This window comes from Pseudomonas sp. CP-1 (assembly GCF_021213715.1).
Classification (GTDB): domain Bacteria; phylum Pseudomonadota; class Gammaproteobacteria; order Pseudomonadales; family Pseudomonadaceae; genus Pseudomonas; species Pseudomonas aeruginosa.
Window position 1 is genome coordinate 67,091 of the sequence record NZ_JAJQKY010000023.1, and the last position, 16,214, is coordinate 83,304.

Below are 16,214 nucleotides of genomic sequence, written 5' to 3' on the forward strand. Positions count from 1 at the left end.
TCAGTTTCCACTATTAGGGAAACTGACTGCCTCGAGGGGCTCGTTGAATGCTTGTGGAAGCAAAAACCCATGTTGCTTGGGACCTGGCCTCGCCCCGAGCGAAGCGAAGCCAATTTCGCGCCGACAGCTTCTACGTCGTTATCGACGGCTTGCACATCCAGACCGTTCGACAAGCTGCAACTCTGATCAAGAATGCCCTCCTCTCCATTGAGGGCGTACAGGTCAGGGGACCCCTGGCGCTGAAAACTGAGCGCCGGCGCTATGTCTTCCTTCGAGAAATGGTGAGTAAGGGCCAGAAGGGGCTCCGCATTCCTGAAGCGAAGCGACTCAGAAATGTCCTTCTGGTGATGAACCCCACGTCCATCGCTGTAGCGTCTCTGATCGCCTTACCCGTTCCATCAGGGGTGAACCTGCGGATAGAGACGTACCAAGCGCAATACGAACTGAAGGACCCTGCCAAATGCCAAACAGCACAGCCAAGCGACAAGTGACTGTGTCGGTACTCTCCACGCCAGAACCCAGCTGGTTCAAGAGTTCCTCGCTGACCGCGGGTAGCTGGGCTAGCTGGTTAATGATGGCGCACCAATACGGCCGAGTGGTCGACCACCCAGCCGGCATTGAAATCGACGCAAATCACGGTGACTTCTACATCCTCCTCAACGGGACGATGGTTGTTTCGACCGTCCCGCCGGACCCGAACTTGAAACCGCTATTCATTGACACACTGCGGCGCGGCGACATCATCGTTCCTTCCCGACATACCGACCTGAAATTCACCTATGTGGTCCGAGGGAGCGCTTCGCTCCTGAAAGTATCGAAGGACAAGTTCAACGCCTTCATGAACGACATGAAGAACAGTGAGGTCGTGCTGATGGCGGCCGAGCTGAACCTTCTGACCAAGCACGCAACCGCTGCATCGACGGTGCAAATGAAGGACCAGGACAAGATCTGGCGTGTAGTCGTGAATCTGGCTTCCCACCCCGATGTCGCGCACCGGCCGGGTGGTGTAGAGGTGAAGGCCACGAGGGAAGAAATCCGCCGCCTCGCGGGCGTGGAACGCCGCTCAGCTTCTCGTGCCTTCCACCTGTTCCAGGAAAAGGGACTGGTTGTCTTCAGCGGCTACAAACGTTTCTTCTTTGCACATGGCAAGGAGGGCCTCAATGCCGACTGAAGCCAATATTGCGGTAAGCAAAATCGCTGCATACGCTGAGTCACCGGACGATTACATCAGGGCTGGCGGTAAAGCCTACAACGCAAAAGCTACCCGCTACGGTAATCGCGCTCATGAGACTATCGGCAAGGCACCGAGCAAACTCGCCTTCCTCATAGGTGCCGGCCTGCTCATCGCTGCTCTGATCTACTTCGAGGTTCTACCTCAATGAACCTGATCGTAGTCATTGCTGTACTGTTAGCCGCATTTTTCCTCTACCTCGCCGTCAAGGGAAAATCCAAGGACGATATTTTCCGGGCTTTCGGTCTTGATCCGGCAGCTTACGAGTTAATCAGCTCCGATCTTGGGAAAGGGCATGCAAGGAAGAGAATTCGCTGGCGTGGTGTCGGTGGGGAGCCTGACGCAATCTTCCGCCATAAGCGTAGCGGTAGGATCATCGTCGGCGAGTTCAAGAGTCGGCGATGGGCCAGGCGTGTCCGGCCGAGGGAGTATTTTCAGATCGTGCTCTACATCGGTATCGCCCGGGCCGAATTCACCTCCAACAATGTGCTTGGAATCCTCGCTTTCAACGACAAGATTCTGGAGATCGAGCACCACCCCGAGTTGTTCTCCAACCTGATTCAACTCCGAGTTGAGGTTCTTGCCTCGATGAAAAAGAAGAAGGCGCTTAATTCGCGCCCTCTCCTTTCCAGATTCCGGTTCTCGCTACCATTCAAACTGGAGCGCTTCTGACCTCAGGTCTCAGGCCACCTCAACCAGGCGGTCTACTGCCGGCAGGAAGAGCGCCAGCTTCACTGGCAGGGTGACACCGGCATCCTGGACCGCCTGCTTGTATTCCCGCATTTTGGGCGCATAGCGATTCACTTCCCGGCTGAGGAACTGCTCAACAGGCATTCCTTCCGGGCAGTCCGGTGTTTTCCAGTCAATGATCCAGTACACCCCATCATCAACGAAGGGACGGTCCAGGTATCGATGCACCCACCGCGAGTTTCGGTAGGAGCTGACCTGGACTTCTTGGCCACCACTCTCCCGCTTTTTGAGAATCCACCGACCATGGGTGCTGCTGATAGTCCGCTCCACCAGGTGGTGGATTCGCGCAACACCAGCAGGGACTTCAGCGGCGGGATAACCTTCACGACGCAGAAGTGCGGCGATCGCCTGTTTCTTGGTTTGCAACCGCTCGATGCTCCAGGCCTCGATCCCTTCTTTGGAAATCAACTCGACGACTCGGTGATAAACAACCCCGATAGTCTTCGCTCGGTAGTCATTACCCTCCTCTTCCCTCAACTCGTCTGCCAGTTCGTTCTCGGTCGGGATCTGATCGTTACTCGCCGCAGGGATGAAGATGCCGCGCGGTAGTTCGACGGTGAACGATGCGCTCAGTCGCGCCTTCGAGGGAACCTCTACTGACACGTCAGCGGTAATGGGTACACCCGGTTCAGCCTCGTAGAAGTCCTCCTCAAGCTCAGGCCAGAGGCAGCTCAGCAGCGAACCGGAAGCTACTCGGATCGGCTTGTCCTCGTCGAATTTGTCGACAGCCGCCAGCAGGTAGCAATCGCATTTGGCGCGGGTAGTACCCACGTACGCCAGGCGCGACACCTCATCCAAGATGTCCTTCTTGACTTGTCGACCGATGAACTTGAAAAGCCGGCTCTCTGGAGAGGATTCGTCTTGGTCACCAACATTCGGGGCCAGGGCAAAGGTGCCGGCCAGGTTGCGCCAGTAGAACAGCGGTGTGTCGTCGGTTGCACCGGTTCGATTAAGGCCTGGCAGGATGACGCTATCGTATTCGAGGCCCTTGGCGTTGTGGATTGTCATGACCTGGACAACCCCTGCTTTGGGTGATGCATAGAGGTTATCCAGGGCACGGAAGAACGCTTGCGGGTCCTGCAGGGCCCCGTTGCTCGTGTGCTGAGCGAGCACGCGGAAGACGGTCTCCACATCAGCCATTTCGACGGAATCAACGGTAGCAGGGCCGCCCAGGGCAACCCAGGCGGCTTTAGCGGCCCAAACCAACTCAGTGCCGCGCGCGGAGCGTTCGATACGCTCCATTACCTTGTTCAGGCGTTCAACACGCACTTGGCCATCTGGGCTCAGAGTGGCAATCAGCTGATCATCATTCAGGGCACCACGGATCACCTTGCCGCCCTGAGCAATGATCCGGCAATCGTCCCATGATAGGCCTACGAACGCCGAACGGAGCATTGCCAACCACGAGGTACGATCAGCTGCGTGCCAGAGGGCGCGGATCAACGCGATTACTTCAGACACTGGGGCGGATTCGGCAATTGGATCGATATTCTGGCCAGCTGTAGGAATTCCCGCTTCCTTCAGGGCTGGCAGGATGTGCTTCAGGTGAGACCGCCCACGTACCAGGATAGCAATGGTCTGCTCCGGGTTCTTGGCCAGGGCCTCCTTGATGATATTCACCACCTCCTGAGCTTCACCAATGGGGCCAGTGGTGATGGGCCGAATATGCACGCCCCCGTCCACGGTTCGAAACGGAATCGACGGCACGAAAGGAAAGTCCGACTTGGCGAACACTTTTCCGTAGGCTCGGTTATTCCACTCCACCACACCCGGCGCAGAGCGGAAATTGACAGTGAGGCGGTGAATCTCCAGAGACTTCGGACCGAACACCTTGCTCATCACCATGTTGATGAACAGCTCCACGGTTGCTGCTCGGAACAGGTAGATGGATTGGAAACCATCACCACAGAAAAATACCGATCGCGAGTCATCGTCTTCCCAGTGTGCGACCAGGCGCTGCAGGAGCTCGAACTGAGAGGGCGAAGTATCCTGAAACTCGTCCACCATCAGGTGGTTGATACGGTCCTCGTCCAACAGAGCGTCGCCGACTTCGTCACCGAGGCCCAAGGACTGGATTGCGCGCTGAGCTACTTCCTGGAAGTCGATCGTGGCGGTGCCATCGAAGGTGAGGGTTAGGTTCGCGAGCAGGTAGCGCAGAATCACTGTGAAGTGCTGGCACATCGCGGCGCTGCCCTGAGGGTACTGCAGGTCTGGAAGAGTCTTGAGCGTGACCAAGGCTTCGCTGTAGAGCTCCACCTTTGGATCGTCCTTCAGCCCCTTGAGCAGGGCGTTCATGTCCTTGGTGAGCGGCTCGCCTGCGGGGAAGCCATTCTTCACGTTTACGGACTTGCGAAGAGTGTTTTCGCTTGTAAGAGCAAACCCGGCAAAGCCGCGCAGATAGTCCAGGGAGGTCTGGTTGATGGCCAAAGCGGGACGCTGGGCTGCCCACCCGAAGCCATCGTATACGCCGGAAGCGTGCTGCAGGATGTCCATCGCCTGGGTCAACGGAGAACCGCCCAGTACCGTGATTGCCTCGGCGGCATGCTTGGCAACCATTTCAGCGATCGCCAGCTCCATGCCTGGGAGGTCCAGGGTCATGATCTCGCCGGCCCACTGATCGCGCTTGGAGAGCAGCGCCGAGAACATCGGCACCAGCAGTTCGAAACGGTTGCGGGCGAAGGTGAGCACTGCTTCCAGCGCGTCACGGAGCTCTTCAGGGATATCATCCGAGTTCACGCTGCCAAGGGTGTCAAGAATCGCGCTGCGGTAGATCAACGCAGGGTCCTCGACGGTTTTACCGCCACCCAGTCCACTCATGATCGGTGTTTTGCCGGCCAGGTAGGCGCAGAAGGCATCGAACGTCATGATGCGCAGGCGAGACGGGTTCAAGATCAGGTTCCAGCCCAGCAGCCGATCACGTTCGAGAACCAGGCGGCCGAGCTGATACAGCGGCTTCTCGTGAGCTTGGACCGGTTCCACTCCTGTGGCAGCCAGGGCCAGGGCACTGGTCACGCGCTCCAGAATCTCGCCGGCGGCCTTGGTAGTGAACGTAATAGCCAGAATCTCTTCCGGGCGCTCTACTACCGTGAGGCAGGCCAGCATGCGGAAGAGAAGCTGAGTGGTTTTTCCTGATCCTGCGGGGGCGAGGAGTGCCAGCGAGCGACGGGGGTCAATGGAGTCCGCCCGGGCTTGGCCGTCATGAGGATTAGCAGCTGCTATGGCTGCAAAGATCGGCTCAAGGTGAGGGATGGCAGGTAGGGATTGGAAAGCGGTCATCAGTGCGGCTCCGTTCGATTGATGGAACCAGATTAACGGCCGCTTTGTGTGCCACCACCCCTTACGGCTGAAGCCAGAAAGCCACCTCAGGATACTGCGGTAGCGCTCTATACGGAGTCTTTCGCCGTACACAGAAGCCACCATGGGAAAGGCCGTTGATGCCTATGTAGGAGTTGGCCTGTAACAGAATCCTGATGTTTCGACCTGAACCGTCGTACTCGTCGTCCTGGATTATTACCTCTGGCGGGAATTCCAGGAATCGTCCTGCCGCCCAGGCCCAGGCCGTAACCTCAGGGTCAGTAGCCTGGATCACTGCACGGTAGAGAGGGCTGTCCGGCTCCTGCGCCAGAAACTCAGGATCTTTGAGCATTCGGTTGAAGCTTGCGTAGAGGTTCCCAGACATCCAGTGCCGGTAGCGTTTTGGGACCACTGCCAGGTGCCCAGCCTCATGTAGGAGCCCTGATGCAGGGCAGCGCGGATCTACCTGGAGGCCGCCATCCTTGATCCTGACGTGATCAATAAACCCGGCAGCCCCAGGGACGACTTCCACTGAAAGGCCAATGTTGCGAAGAAAGGAAAGAGCCCTTTCCGCAAACTGACAGAGCATTTCTGGTGGTGAGGTTTGTTCCACGATTTGGTTCTCAAAGGAGGTTCCCCTGGCCCTATGGGCCAGGGGACGGGATCAACGGGTGAGGATACCGAGATACTCGTATCCCATGGGAAGCGGTGCGCCATTCTGCAGCCAGGCCTCCCCGTCGGTGAAACCCTGACTCATTTTGTCCAACGCATTCGTCCACGCCTCGCACTGGCCATCCCAAGCGCCCTCGGTATCCACGCCACTATGCTTGCCGGTCCTTGGTGCCAGCTCACCCGTGAAATTGGATCGGGTATGGAACCCCAGGCTCTTGCTGTTGACCTGTGCCAGCGCGATACCGTCGATTCGCTTTCCGCCATTCTGTTGGAAATCAATCTTGGTCGCGTAGATGGGCAGTTGAGGCTCCGTAAGAGTGTCAGCGTTCAGGCTGGTCATCCTCATCGAAGCTCCAGACTTGTAGTCAATCACCACGTCCCTGAACTCAGATTCATCCTCGGTCAGAAAAATGCGGTCGCGCCGGTCGACCTTGACGGTAATGTTGACCAGTCCAACTGCAATGTCATGTGGCTCCTCGAAGCCGAGGACCTCGAAGTCGTGTGTGCGCTTCGACTCCAGATAGAGCCAGTCATTTATCAGCGATTCCAGCCGCAGTCGCTCAAGCGCGATAACACGCTTTCCGTAGCGCCAGACCAGTTTGTTCAGCAACTGCTCCGATGCTTTCGAAACCGTGTCGCGGATCTTGTCAAACAGTTGGCCGTGACTCATGGCCTTCAACGCTTTCGAGGTCCGAACGTCAGTCCAGAACAGTTCGAGGACCAGGTGCACCATGGTTCCCTGAATGCGTGGGTCGAGACCGATGACAGGCTCCGGGAACATTTCGGCGCGCAGTCGATTTCGAGCGAAGGACAGGAAGGGCGCTTCTGCATAGTCCTTGAAGATTCTCACCCCGCCTTTGATCCAGGCGAGCTCATCCGCGGATACGGGGGCGACCGTTTCAGGGACCACTTGGCTGCGATCGAGGATACCCAACAGTTGGTCGACAAACAGCCCATGAGAATGTACGGAAGGAGCTGCTGCTGGCCAGGAACCGAACAGTTCGCTACAGGAAACCGAGGCGCCTTTGTCGTTATGACCGGGGCAGGAAACTGTTACATCAGCACTCGTGCTCAGCAGTGCTGCGACCACCTTCTCTGCCCGAGCCAAGGCGCCCTCACTGGAGGCGCCTGGAATCCCAGCCGCCACCTGGAGCTCCAGCGGTAGGAAGGGGGAAGGCTCCACTCGGGCGGGCAACACGGTACTCGATGCCCCCAGTACCCACACTGCGTCGAAGTGCAAGCCGATTGCATCCTCATACCCCAGGATCGAAACCGGGGCCACGTGCGAGATACGCGGTTGGAACTGACGGGTATCGATGATTTCCCGCAGCCACATGTACGCCCGAGGATATTCCACACGACCAAGCTGTGTGTCGAGGGTGCGGAACAGGGTCAGTGCCTCGTCCCAGGCCTTCATTGTCTGGAAGTTGGCCGAGTCGAGTTCTTTGCCTCCCGGCCAGCCCATCCCTACCAGCGCCTGGCTGAACTGCTCCGCCCATTCCGACGGATAACGCTTCGCCGCTCCGTTGAGATGGGCAGCAAGATAGCCTGCGAAGCGTTCCCTGAAGTCAGGGACTGCATCACCTTTGTATACGCCGATTGCTCGCAGGAAGTCCTCTCCACCCATGGAAAGGCCCATGTTGTCGCGCAGCCAGATATCCAGCAATGCACGCGCGCGGCCTTCAGAAGTTTCACCGCCGATCCACGGCGAGCGCAGAACACGACTGAAGGCCTCGGAGTCCGCCTCTTGAGGAGTGATGGACAGAAGGTCCATAGCGGCACGGACCAGAGGGCGACTGCCCAAGGTCGCGCCACTGGAGATATCCCATGGAGTCCGCATATCAGCATCGGACTCGCCTGGAATCAGCGTTGCCGGGCTGCAGTGCAGCGAAAGTGCCTCAATCAGCGGGGCTTGGAAATTCCGAATATCGGGTACCAGGATCGCAAGTTGGGGCGCCGCGAGCGGAGTGTCAACGTAAGGTGAGAGGTGATTATTCACCCATTCTGCAACGAGCGTGAACTCATCACCCTGGTTCGTTGCACGGATCAGCTGAGGTGTAGAGCGGTCACCGGCGACGTCCACTTCTTCCACTTCGACACCACGAGCAGCAATTGCCTGGAAGAGCACTTTCTCTGCAGGGTTCATGTCGAGGATACCGACAATGACAATTTTGCTTGGAAGCTCAACCAGACCTTCTTGAACCGCATTCAGCAGCAAGCCTGGGAGCTGAGCTCGGAAGACTACGCCCTGGGAGGAACACTCCCGACGAAGCATTTCTTGCAGTTGCCAGAAGACTTCCAGCTCGCGCTTGAACCGGAACCGTTCTTGATCCATCGGGATCTGGTATTTGAGGGCTTCGGAGTACGCGCTACCAATACGGCGAGAGGTCGCAGTAGAGGAAATCAGCGTTGCTGGCATCAGGCCGGAGCTATCTGCGAGGCCCTTCACCACTGCCAGTTCCTGTACCGGATACAGTAGTTGCTCTGCCGGCATCAGTTCGAGCCACGCATTTTCGATCCACGACGTGACGGTTTGAATTCGCCCTTTGTTAAACCAGGCTTTTTTGCCGGACATGGACTGCAGCAATGCCGACTGTAGCCTCAGATGGCGGGCAACCCGCTCGGTAGATGTCAGCACCAGGGTGCCTTCGTTCAGGTCGCTCAACTCTTTCAGGAATTTCATCTGTTCTGGTCTCCACAGTAGATGGAGCCAGATTAACGTCCGTCTGCTGTGCCACCACCCGTCGGGCGAACCAGTTTCGCATGCAGATTTTCACACCCGACCACCGGATTTGGGGCAGTCGATTTCCACTATTGGGGAAAGAGCCGAAGCGATTCCCCTTCCATGATGATCAGCCGTCCCCGAAGTATTGCTGTAGGAGCTTGTGCAGGGCCTGGCCTGGAACTCGCTCTGGTTGTCCAACCAGTCATGCACCTTGGCAGCCGCCATCCCTCAGCCATTGCCTATGAGTGTTTGCTCCGTGTGGTCGAAGGGACCCAGTTAGCTGCCCCCGCGCGCTTGATTGCAAGCGCGGAGGCTGATGGCTCGATTGTCGACCTTGATAGGTGGGTGGTCTCTCAAGCGGCTCGGATCGCTGGAGCGTTTCCGAATGTGCACCTCTGGGTGAACGCCTCGCAGATCTCCGTCAGCGATATCCGATTCATTGAGCACGCAATATCGGAGTTTGACCGACACGGAGTCACATCCCGAATGACGTTCGAGATCACTGAATCCGCTGATGGAGATGCCTGCAAAATCGTTAAAGGTTTGGAGCGTCTCAACCTCAAGGCGATGCCTGTGATGCTGGATGACATGAGGGATGGATTCGCGAAGAGGCAACTCTTGATGAACCGCGCTGTGACCGGTTGCAAGCTGTCACGTCGGACCACACGAGACATCGCTGAGAGCCCTGCAGTCCGGGGTGAGGTAGAGAAGCTTGTGCGTGACTGCAGGGCGGCAGGGAAACGTGTGGTGCTCGAGGGGATCGAGGACGCAGCTGAGCTTGAAATTGCCAGGGCTCTGGAGATCGAATTTTGCCAAGGCTTCTACTTTGGCCGCCCGGCACTTCCAGAATACCTTTTCGGTTGAACATCCCGTACTTTAGGAGTTTACCTAACCGGCCGAGCCCGTCCCTCTCGGTCCTGGAAGGCAGACCGGGGATAGCCGATCTGGCTTACTTTCAGCTCTCAACCACGTCTTTGGAAGCGGAGGCTTTGTAAGAACAGGCAATGGTCAAGAGTACAGTCAAGGTGAGTCCCGCGAATTGCCAGTTACCTAAAGACTCATCACCTAGCAGAACAGGAACCATCTGTCCTACGGAAAGCATTCCGAATGCGAATACTCCCAGGTGATATGCAGTTTTTCTCATGTTGTTGCTCCTGTTCAGTTTTGAGCCTTGATCAAATCTTTGCTTTTTGGGTGCTGATCCACTTCAGGCCGGCATCATTGCTGCTTTGACTGCTGCAGCGAAATCCTCCAGCCCCTCGACCAGCGCCCAGCGCTCGACCAATGAGCGCACTGTAGGTTCACCACCCGCAGCTAACTCAAGGCCAGCGGTTTTCGCTGCTCGGAGTTGGGAATCACTGAGCTTTGTACCGCTTGCTGCCTCGAATACCCCCAAAATGCTGTCCGCGTCGCTGTGGAAGGATGATGCAAGATTCAGGACGCGGGGCTCGCCAGCATCCAGCTGGATTAGTTCGCCAGCTTTGAACAATTGCCAATACTCATCTTGGGAGCGCAACGGGGCGTTGGCCATCTGATCGAGCGCGTCAAGCAAGGGCTTGACCTGCTCAGTCTCGATGCCAAGAACTGCATTTTGCAGATCGCGCACATTCGCTCCTTCGGGCAGATCCTGGAGTATTGAAATCAAGGTCTGCCTCAGGCCCCCTTCAACCTTTACACCTGCCGAGCGTTCCAACAGCTGAACTATGAATTCGGTTCCGGAAGAAGCTGTGTTCAATGATTTAGTTACCATTAAATGCCCCTGCAACAAAGCTAATGCTTGCACAAACAAGTAGCACTGCCATTACGTAAACAAAAGGCCGTATGTTGCGGTGGAGAAATCTTACTGCCAGAAAGTAGCACGCAACCCCAGCTGGTAGTCCAATATACCCTAGGGAGTACAGCCATTCGCTGTGCATTATATGTGCGCGAAGCAATACGCCAAAGCCGCCTAATAGCATGCTGTAGCACAGCAGAGAATATATATTCTGTATCACAAAGCTCAAAAAGCTGATCCTTCCTTTGCTAGGTGCTTCGTTTTGATTGTTCATTTAACTCTAACTCCTTCGTCTTCCCTGCGTTTTTGTTGCCGATTTCCGTCCGACAAAACGACTTCTATTGTGCTTAAGGCAGGGGGCATCGCTTCTTGCGCCAATCGCTCCTGAGATTTCTTCACTTGGATTCTGCGATCGATCATAGATGGGAATTGCGAGGCTACCAGCATGAGAATTGCCACTGGTGTGAAGATTGACAGCACGACCCAACCACCTCCCATAGCGCCGCGTTTCTTTGGTGTACTTGGCTTGGTAGTAGCACTCATAGCTGCCCTTGAAAATTCCGAAGTGATTCAGGATAACGGTCATTGATGTGGTTTGTAGGCCAACAAGCTCGGCGTCCCTGCCTTGTAGTTATGACTCAGAGCTCGTTGATCCTTCCACGACGATCTGTGAATTCGCGTACTTCTTCTCGCGACACCTTATTGGCTGTTACCCACGCCATGGCTGTTTCCGCCATGTTCCGCCGCCCTTGGCGCTTCATCTCGTTCGCCAGCATAGGCAGCTTCTCCGGACCACCCTGCAGGATCTGACGCACAGCTCCAGTTACCTCGATCGACTCATAGATGGGAAGTGGAGCACGCTGCCCGTCCGAGAAGCGGAGCATGTGCTGCCAGAAGATTCCGCGCAGTGTCTGTGGGACAAGTCTTTCATACCGGGGATCAACCAGTGCCAGCATCCGGGTGTACGCATCGGGTGCGCTATCAGCGTGGATCGTCGCGAATACGGAGTGACCTGTCGATGCAGCGAGCAGAGCGGCGTTGGCCGTTTCAGGATCTCGGATCTCGCTGACCATGATGGTTTTTCTGTTCTGCCGGACACAGTCCCGGATGGCCTGCTCAAAGCTTTCTACGTGCTCTCCGACCTCTCGCTGAATGACGCCACCGCCTTCGAAGATGTACTCGATGGGGTCCTCACAGGTACCGAGCAACCCTCTTTCGAGAGGGTCCATATTCTCCAGCGCTGAGAACATGGTTGTGGATTTACCCGAACCCATCACGCCTGCGAATAGCGTCAAGCCAGCACCTTTCATGAGGGACTTAACGACGTTGTAATCGAGCTTCAGGTCCTTTTGGAAATTCAGCTTGCCCTGGAGTAGGCGGCGCATCGCGATTACCCAACCATCCATTGAGTTGGCCAGGTTGCAGCGGTAACGGTAACCATTAAAGGGGATCGTGAAGTCAGCAGATTTGCGCTTATTCCCCTTCCCTTTTTCCGCTAGCATTTTTTCATAGAAATCCTTCCAGATCGGCAGGATCTCCGGGCTGTGGACCTGGCCAAAGTTGTCGACCATCTCCATGGTGCGCTCGCTGAGTGTGATGTTCGTCGCTTCCTTGGCAAACGCTTCGGCGTCGAACTCCTTGGGTTTAAGCAGCATGGAATCTCCTAATACAGCGTGACGGGACCGCTCAACAGCGGCTCGATACCGTTGCGAGCAATAGCGTGCGCAACGAAGCGCTTCGCACCGAAGCATTCATCGTTGGGCTTATTGGGTTTGGCGAACTCCAACAGACATGCGTTCCGGAACTCGCAGTGCCGGCATTCGGGATTGTTGTTCCGCGTGCTCTGTCGCCGCATGTACAAGATCCTCTCCCGAGAGCAGAGGATGTCTCGGAACGTTGTCTCCGGCTCCAGAATGTTGCCGAAGGAGTGCATGTACTCCTTCCACCCATCCCGATAGTTGGGCAGTACAAACTTTCCATCAGGGAGTAGAAACAGGGTCTGCCCTGCCATGTTGCTAAGGTCGCTGCCGGCGGCGCGATTGACTGCAAAATGAGCCTCACCAATGCTTGGCATCTTCAGCCCCTGGACCTTGCCCCTGTACCAGTGGTTGAGCATCTCGATCATGAAGTCGTTGAAGGCAGTCATGGTTGGGGCGAAGCGATCGTATTGGCCAGGCCTGTCGTTCTGCTCGTTCAGCATGAAGGGCAACCAACCAGTCTCCTCGACTCCAAGTTCAGCAAGCAGATCCAGTGTCCGGGATGCGCCTTGTTCCAGCAGAGCAGAGTTGACCACGCTGATCGTGGCCACTTTCAAGCCGCGGCCTACTGCTTCACGTACCTTGGCCTCCCACTTACGCACGTAGTTGCTGGAGCGCATGTCTCCGTCGTAGGAGGTCTGAACATAGCCATTACAATGCTCATGCCAGATTGGCGCCCAAACATCGAGGTCTACACCAAGCATCGAGGTGAGCATCACATGCCGGACTTCATAGCCGGCCGATGCCGGCAGTTCCTCATCCATGATTCTTGAGTAGGCGAGAAAGTATTCAGGGCCCGCCGCGGTGGGCTCACCGCCGTAGTTGTAGGCGATGATCGTCCTGCGGGGCGGCTGCTGCTCCTCGAAGTAGGTGTGAATCTTCCTGCAAACCATCCTGAAGTCGTCGAGCGACATCAGAGTCTTGTCGCTGCGCTGTTCCTTGCTCAGGTAGCAGTGCTTGCAGTTGTAAGGGCAGTACAACGACGGCATCAAGGTGAAAACGAAATACCCGTTCTCAATTGTGTCCGTGAGGCCTTCAAATGGCTCACTTTGCGTTACGGGCAGCACGGATGGCCTCCTCGTTTACTACCAGGCGGTCACCGGCAGATTGCTCAAGCAGTTGTGCAATGCTCGGTGTCGGTTTGTGGCCAGGTTCCATGTTGATCTGCAACTGATGTGGGTTACGTTCGAGCGCCTGGTCCAGCGCTATCTCCTCAGGAGTGCGCTCACCTGAACCCGCTCCCGTTTTCTTTTCCAGGCTCACGAGTGTGTCAACGCTCAGCAAACGCTTCCCATACGAGAACAGCAGCTTTGCGAGAATCGGAAAGATCGAGAGAAAACTGGGCCCTTTGTCAGTGGTCATGGTCAGCCCACCGCAATGAGGTTCTGAGGCAGCTGGTTTGCGCCCTGCAATACGGACTTCGGTCGCACTCCCTCTTCCTCTACCAGGAAGCGAACCCTCTTGATGAAGGTCTTGAAGCCCGGGCACTCGTCCTGCTGATTCCACTGCTCGTGAAGAACGCCGCAGTTGGCCTGGCAAAGCATCCTCTCATCGCAAGCCCGGCAGGCAGCGGGAAGTCGCCTAGCATTGGCCACTTCTTTCAGGTAGCTCGGCGAGGTGAGGACGTCATGAATGGTATTGACGAATTCCACGGCCTTGGAACCGTCACCTTGAATCACCTCGCGCGTTTCAAAGATGTTCCCATGGCTGGTGTAATCGTTCGTACCGCCTTTCTCGATGCAGCTGATAGTCCGCCCATCGGAGTCGATATCAAGCGCACCATGGACAATCGGGCAAACCACGTCATCTAAACTCTCGCCGCGGTAGACAGCCTCCAACCAGGACTCACATGGGTTGATCCAGAGGTCGGTTATGTTTTCGCGATGCTTTAGGTACCAGTCAAGCGCCTCGATATAGAACTGAGCGGTCTCACGGTGCTTTGGTTGGATGAGCTTCGCATTGAGGTCGCCGTCACCTGACGGGATGAAGAACCCGAAGTGCATCTTGGTGAACCCAAGGTCGACCAGCTCCTCGATCATCGCAGCTGCTCCGGCTTGAACGACCGGCCGTACAAGTGCCGTGGTGACAGAGAAATCTTTCGGCCCCGAAACCCCCGGCATCTTGGATTCCGCCATCAGGGTAACCACGTTGCGCCGCCAGATTTCTTCCTGCTTACGCTTGTTGAATCTCGTTGACCGTTCGTAGCTGGTGGACACCTTATCGAACAGACGGGCCACCTCAAGGGCTTCTTGAGTCACCAAATTGGTGACAATAGAAAAGTCGACTGCCTGGGGGATGCCTCGCAGCAGAGCCTTGGCTTTCGGGAGCGCGGATTCGTAGAAACGAACCCCTAGCATTGAAGGCTCCCCGCCAATCACATGGATGTCCACGTGGTTGTAGCGCTGGGAGAAGTTGTGATCGGCTTGCATGTGCTCGACGATCCCCTTCACAACATGCAGGAATTCTTCTTCCGTCATGTCGGGGCTCTTGTCCTTTTTGTCCGAAAGGATGTAGCAGTGGGAGCAGCGCAGCTGGCAACGTCGAGTCACGTTTATTTGAAATAGAAAGCTGTTTCGCCCGGTTGCCCCGGACGATGAAATGCCTGGCTGCATTAGGTAATCCTCAGGGCGAGCGCTGTCCGTAGATCGTTGTGGCGGCCCTTCTCGGAAACGTCTGTAACGCTGACTCGAGCCTGCCCAACTCTTGAACAAGTTGATGCTTCTGGATGTAAAAATCGGGATGGGTGTGAGGTAAGGACCACTAGCCCAGTGCTTACGAATTCAAGCTCCCGATGATTGAACTGAATCGAGGGCAACCGAGCGGTGATGACCTTCCAGAATGGGTGAAGACCGGCCTGCTGCCTGATCTCGGGTCTCAAAGGAAAGAGTAGATGCTTCCCTGGGGCACCGCGGCAAAACCCACGGTCACTCTGCAGCGCTGTGTCCTTGATAATTGAGACTCTACCCGTCTGCTTGCAGCCCTCACAGAGCGCGCCGATTGCTGATGCAATGCTTGCGACCTCGAAGCCCTTGCCGAAGCGTGATCCGAGTACCTCCGCCATTTCATCAGTCCAGGTGCTGAAGATGGCCAGGTTGTTTGCTGAGTAGTGAGGATTAGGCCACGATTCGATGTCGAGATTATCGGGGCTTATCAGCACCTCAAAACCGCATTCGGCCAGATGTAATGCCAGGGCTAGGCTGACCAGAACATCGTTCCCGACCACCAGGACCTCTGGGTGCAATGAGCCGTAGATGCCATCGAAACAGGCATCAATTACTCGCAGCAATCTCCCGCGCCAACTCAACTCCACAGGCGAAGTGATCAGGGCATCGTGGAATCTGAAACGGCGGAGTGATAGCTGATTTCTGCTCATCGGAGAGCTTCTCCGTAGCGTTTCCGTACAGTGCTCCGCATTACGTTCTCGCGATATCCGAACTGCCCAATGAGGGTGTACCTGGGCTTATCGGTGTTGATTGCGGTGACCTGGTGAACCCACCGCGGATTGGTGTTGATGCACCAAACAAGCGTCCCGTGATTCGGGGAAACCGAGGAGTGAACATGGATGTCCTTGGTGATGAACCCCATGTCGTCGATATCGCCTTCACCGAGTTGAAGCAGGCCCCCGTCCTCGGGGGTCCACAGCTCGTCGCTGAGATAGACCATGCAGATCAAGTGCATGGGGTCGTATGCGTCGTGATGCCATCCCATAGAGTCACCACGTCGTCCACGCTGCAGCATGACATTCACTCTGCTCCAATCCCCCATGTGTGCCCGGAAGTGCTCAAGGTCTGGGCTGCTGCCGAGATTCTCCATGAACGAGAGATACTCTGGCGGCACGTTCAAATTCTTCGAGGGGTCGTCGGACTCCCACTCTGCAATGTCAGGACTTCCAGGTTTGTCAGGAAGGAAAGTGTCCTGCTTGACCAAGCGAAGCAGCGCATCAGCTTGGTCCTTGGGAATCGAGCCTACACAGTGTCCAGTGCGGAACAAGTCATTCAGTACCACGGAAAT

General features: G+C 56.3%; 14 protein-coding genes. 5 read left to right on the forward strand and 9 right to left on the reverse strand.

Annotated elements, in window-relative coordinates; genetic code table 11:
* Positions 1 to 47: 47 nt before the first annotated feature.
* The 4 genes from LT948_RS28985 to LT948_RS29000 are packed head-to-tail and all read left to right on the forward strand — an operon-like array spanning position 48 to position 1,903.
* Positions 48 to 491 carry a hypothetical protein gene (locus LT948_RS28985; protein WP_010792534.1) on the forward strand — a complete coding sequence of 148 codons (444 nt, stop codon included), beginning with the start codon at positions 48 to 50 and terminating at the stop codon, positions 489 to 491.
* Positions 461 to 1,171 (forward strand): Crp/Fnr family transcriptional regulator, encoded by a 711-nt coding sequence (locus LT948_RS28990; RefSeq protein ID WP_010792535.1) that lies wholly within the window; start codon positions 461 to 463, stop codon positions 1,169 to 1,171. The genes LT948_RS28985 and LT948_RS28990 overlap by 31 nt, the downstream gene beginning before the upstream one ends.
* Positions 1,161 to 1,382, forward strand: a complete 222-nt coding sequence (locus LT948_RS28995) for a hypothetical protein (RefSeq protein ID WP_010792536.1) — start codon at positions 1,161 to 1,163, stop codon at positions 1,380 to 1,382. The genes LT948_RS28990 and LT948_RS28995 overlap by 11 nt, the downstream gene beginning before the upstream one ends.
* Entirely contained in the window at positions 1,379 to 1,903 is a 525-nt protein-coding gene (locus LT948_RS29000; RefSeq protein WP_010792537.1) for a hypothetical protein, read from the forward strand. Before LT948_RS28995 ends, LT948_RS29000 begins: the two co-directional genes overlap by 4 nt.
* Before the next feature lie 9 nt (positions 1,904 to 1,912).
* Here LT948_RS29000 and LT948_RS29005 read toward each other — a convergent pair whose 3' ends face one another.
* Entirely contained in the window at positions 1,913 to 5,257 is a 3,345-nt protein-coding gene (locus LT948_RS29005; RefSeq protein WP_071537076.1) for a UvrD-helicase domain-containing protein, read from the reverse strand.
* Between the two features lie 682 nt (positions 5,258 to 5,939).
* Entirely contained in the window at positions 5,940 to 8,630 is a 2,691-nt protein-coding gene (locus LT948_RS29010; RefSeq protein WP_232197142.1) for a PD-(D/E)XK nuclease family protein, read from the reverse strand.
* 165 nt (positions 8,631 to 8,795) lie between these two features.
* On the opposite strand from LT948_RS29010, the gene LT948_RS29015 reads away from it, so the two are divergent.
* Entirely contained in the window at positions 8,796 to 9,536 is a 741-nt protein-coding gene (locus LT948_RS29015; RefSeq protein ID WP_225317821.1) for an EAL domain-containing protein, read from the forward strand.
* Between the two features lie 343 nt (positions 9,537 to 9,879).
* Here the strand turns inward: LT948_RS29015 and LT948_RS29020 are convergent, their stop codons facing one another.
* The 7 genes from LT948_RS29020 to LT948_RS29050 all read right to left on the reverse strand — a co-directional run bounded on the left by LT948_RS29020 (position 9,880) and on the right by LT948_RS29050 (position 16,208).
* Positions 9,880 to 10,461: a hypothetical protein gene (locus tag LT948_RS29020; RefSeq protein WP_126152502.1), complete on the reverse strand. Its 582-nt coding sequence runs from the start codon at positions 10,459 to 10,461 to the stop codon at positions 9,880 to 9,882.
* Positions 10,462 to 11,084: 623 nt separating this feature from the next.
* Positions 11,085 to 12,101 (reverse strand): ATPase, T2SS/T4P/T4SS family, encoded by a 1,017-nt coding sequence (locus LT948_RS29025; RefSeq protein ID WP_010792542.1) that lies wholly within the window; start codon positions 12,099 to 12,101, stop codon positions 11,085 to 11,087.
* A gap of 8 nt (positions 12,102 to 12,109) precedes the next feature.
* Positions 12,110 to 13,270, reverse strand: a complete 1,161-nt coding sequence (locus tag LT948_RS29030; RefSeq protein ID WP_021018425.1) for a transcriptional regulator — start codon at positions 13,268 to 13,270, stop codon at positions 12,110 to 12,112.
* Positions 13,248 to 13,565, reverse strand: a complete 318-nt coding sequence (locus LT948_RS29035) for a hypothetical protein (protein ID WP_010792544.1) — start codon at positions 13,563 to 13,565, stop codon at positions 13,248 to 13,250. The genes LT948_RS29030 and LT948_RS29035 overlap by 23 nt, the downstream gene beginning before the upstream one ends.
* Positions 13,566 to 13,567: 2 nt before the next feature.
* Positions 13,568 to 14,680 carry a radical SAM protein gene (locus tag LT948_RS29040; RefSeq protein ID WP_332367342.1) on the reverse strand — a complete coding sequence of 371 codons (1,113 nt, stop codon included), beginning with the start codon at positions 14,678 to 14,680 and terminating at the stop codon, positions 13,568 to 13,570.
* Between the two features lie 134 nt (positions 14,681 to 14,814).
* On the reverse strand, positions 14,815 to 15,576 hold the full coding sequence (locus LT948_RS29045) for a hypothetical protein (protein WP_232197144.1): 762 nt from the start codon (positions 15,574 to 15,576) through the stop codon (positions 14,815 to 14,817).
* Positions 15,573 to 16,208: a 2OG-Fe(II) oxygenase gene (locus LT948_RS29050; protein WP_010792547.1), complete on the reverse strand. Its 636-nt coding sequence runs from the start codon at positions 16,206 to 16,208 to the stop codon at positions 15,573 to 15,575. The genes LT948_RS29045 and LT948_RS29050 overlap by 4 nt, the downstream gene beginning before the upstream one ends.
* Positions 16,209 to 16,214: the final 6 nt, after the last annotated feature.

Bases quoted from the DNA above. Each gene is read 5' to 3' on its own strand.
- LT948_RS29015 (WP_225317821.1), top strand. From the start codon at position 8,796: ATGATCAGCCGTCCCCGAAGTATTGCTGTAGGAGCTTGTGCAGGGCCT.
- LT948_RS29000 (WP_010792537.1), top strand. From the start codon at position 1,379: ATGAACCTGATCGTAGTCATTGCTGTACTGTTAGCCGCATTTTTCCTC.
- LT948_RS28985 (WP_010792534.1), top strand. From the start codon at position 48: ATGCTTGTGGAAGCAAAAACCCATGTTGCTTGGGACCTGGCCTCGCCC.
- LT948_RS29045 (WP_232197144.1), bottom strand. From the start codon at position 15,576: ATGAGCAGAAATCAGCTATCACTCCGCCGTTTCAGATTCCACGATGCC.
- LT948_RS28995 (WP_010792536.1), top strand. From the start codon at position 1,161: ATGCCGACTGAAGCCAATATTGCGGTAAGCAAAATCGCTGCATACGCT.
- LT948_RS29005 (WP_071537076.1), bottom strand. From the start codon at position 5,257: ATGACCGCTTTCCAATCCCTACCTGCCATCCCTCACCTTGAGCCGATC.
- LT948_RS29040 (WP_332367342.1), bottom strand. From the start codon at position 14,680: ATGACGGAAGAAGAATTCCTGCATGTTGTGAAGGGGATCGTCGAGCAC.
- LT948_RS29025 (WP_010792542.1), bottom strand. From the start codon at position 12,101: ATGCTGCTTAAACCCAAGGAGTTCGACGCCGAAGCGTTTGCCAAGGAA.
- LT948_RS29035 (WP_010792544.1), bottom strand. From the start codon at position 13,565: ATGACCACTGACAAAGGGCCCAGTTTTCTCTCGATCTTTCCGATTCTC.
- LT948_RS28990 (WP_010792535.1), top strand. From the start codon at position 461: ATGCCAAACAGCACAGCCAAGCGACAAGTGACTGTGTCGGTACTCTCC.
- LT948_RS29010 (WP_232197142.1), bottom strand. From the start codon at position 8,630: ATGAAATTCCTGAAAGAGTTGAGCGACCTGAACGAAGGCACCCTGGTG.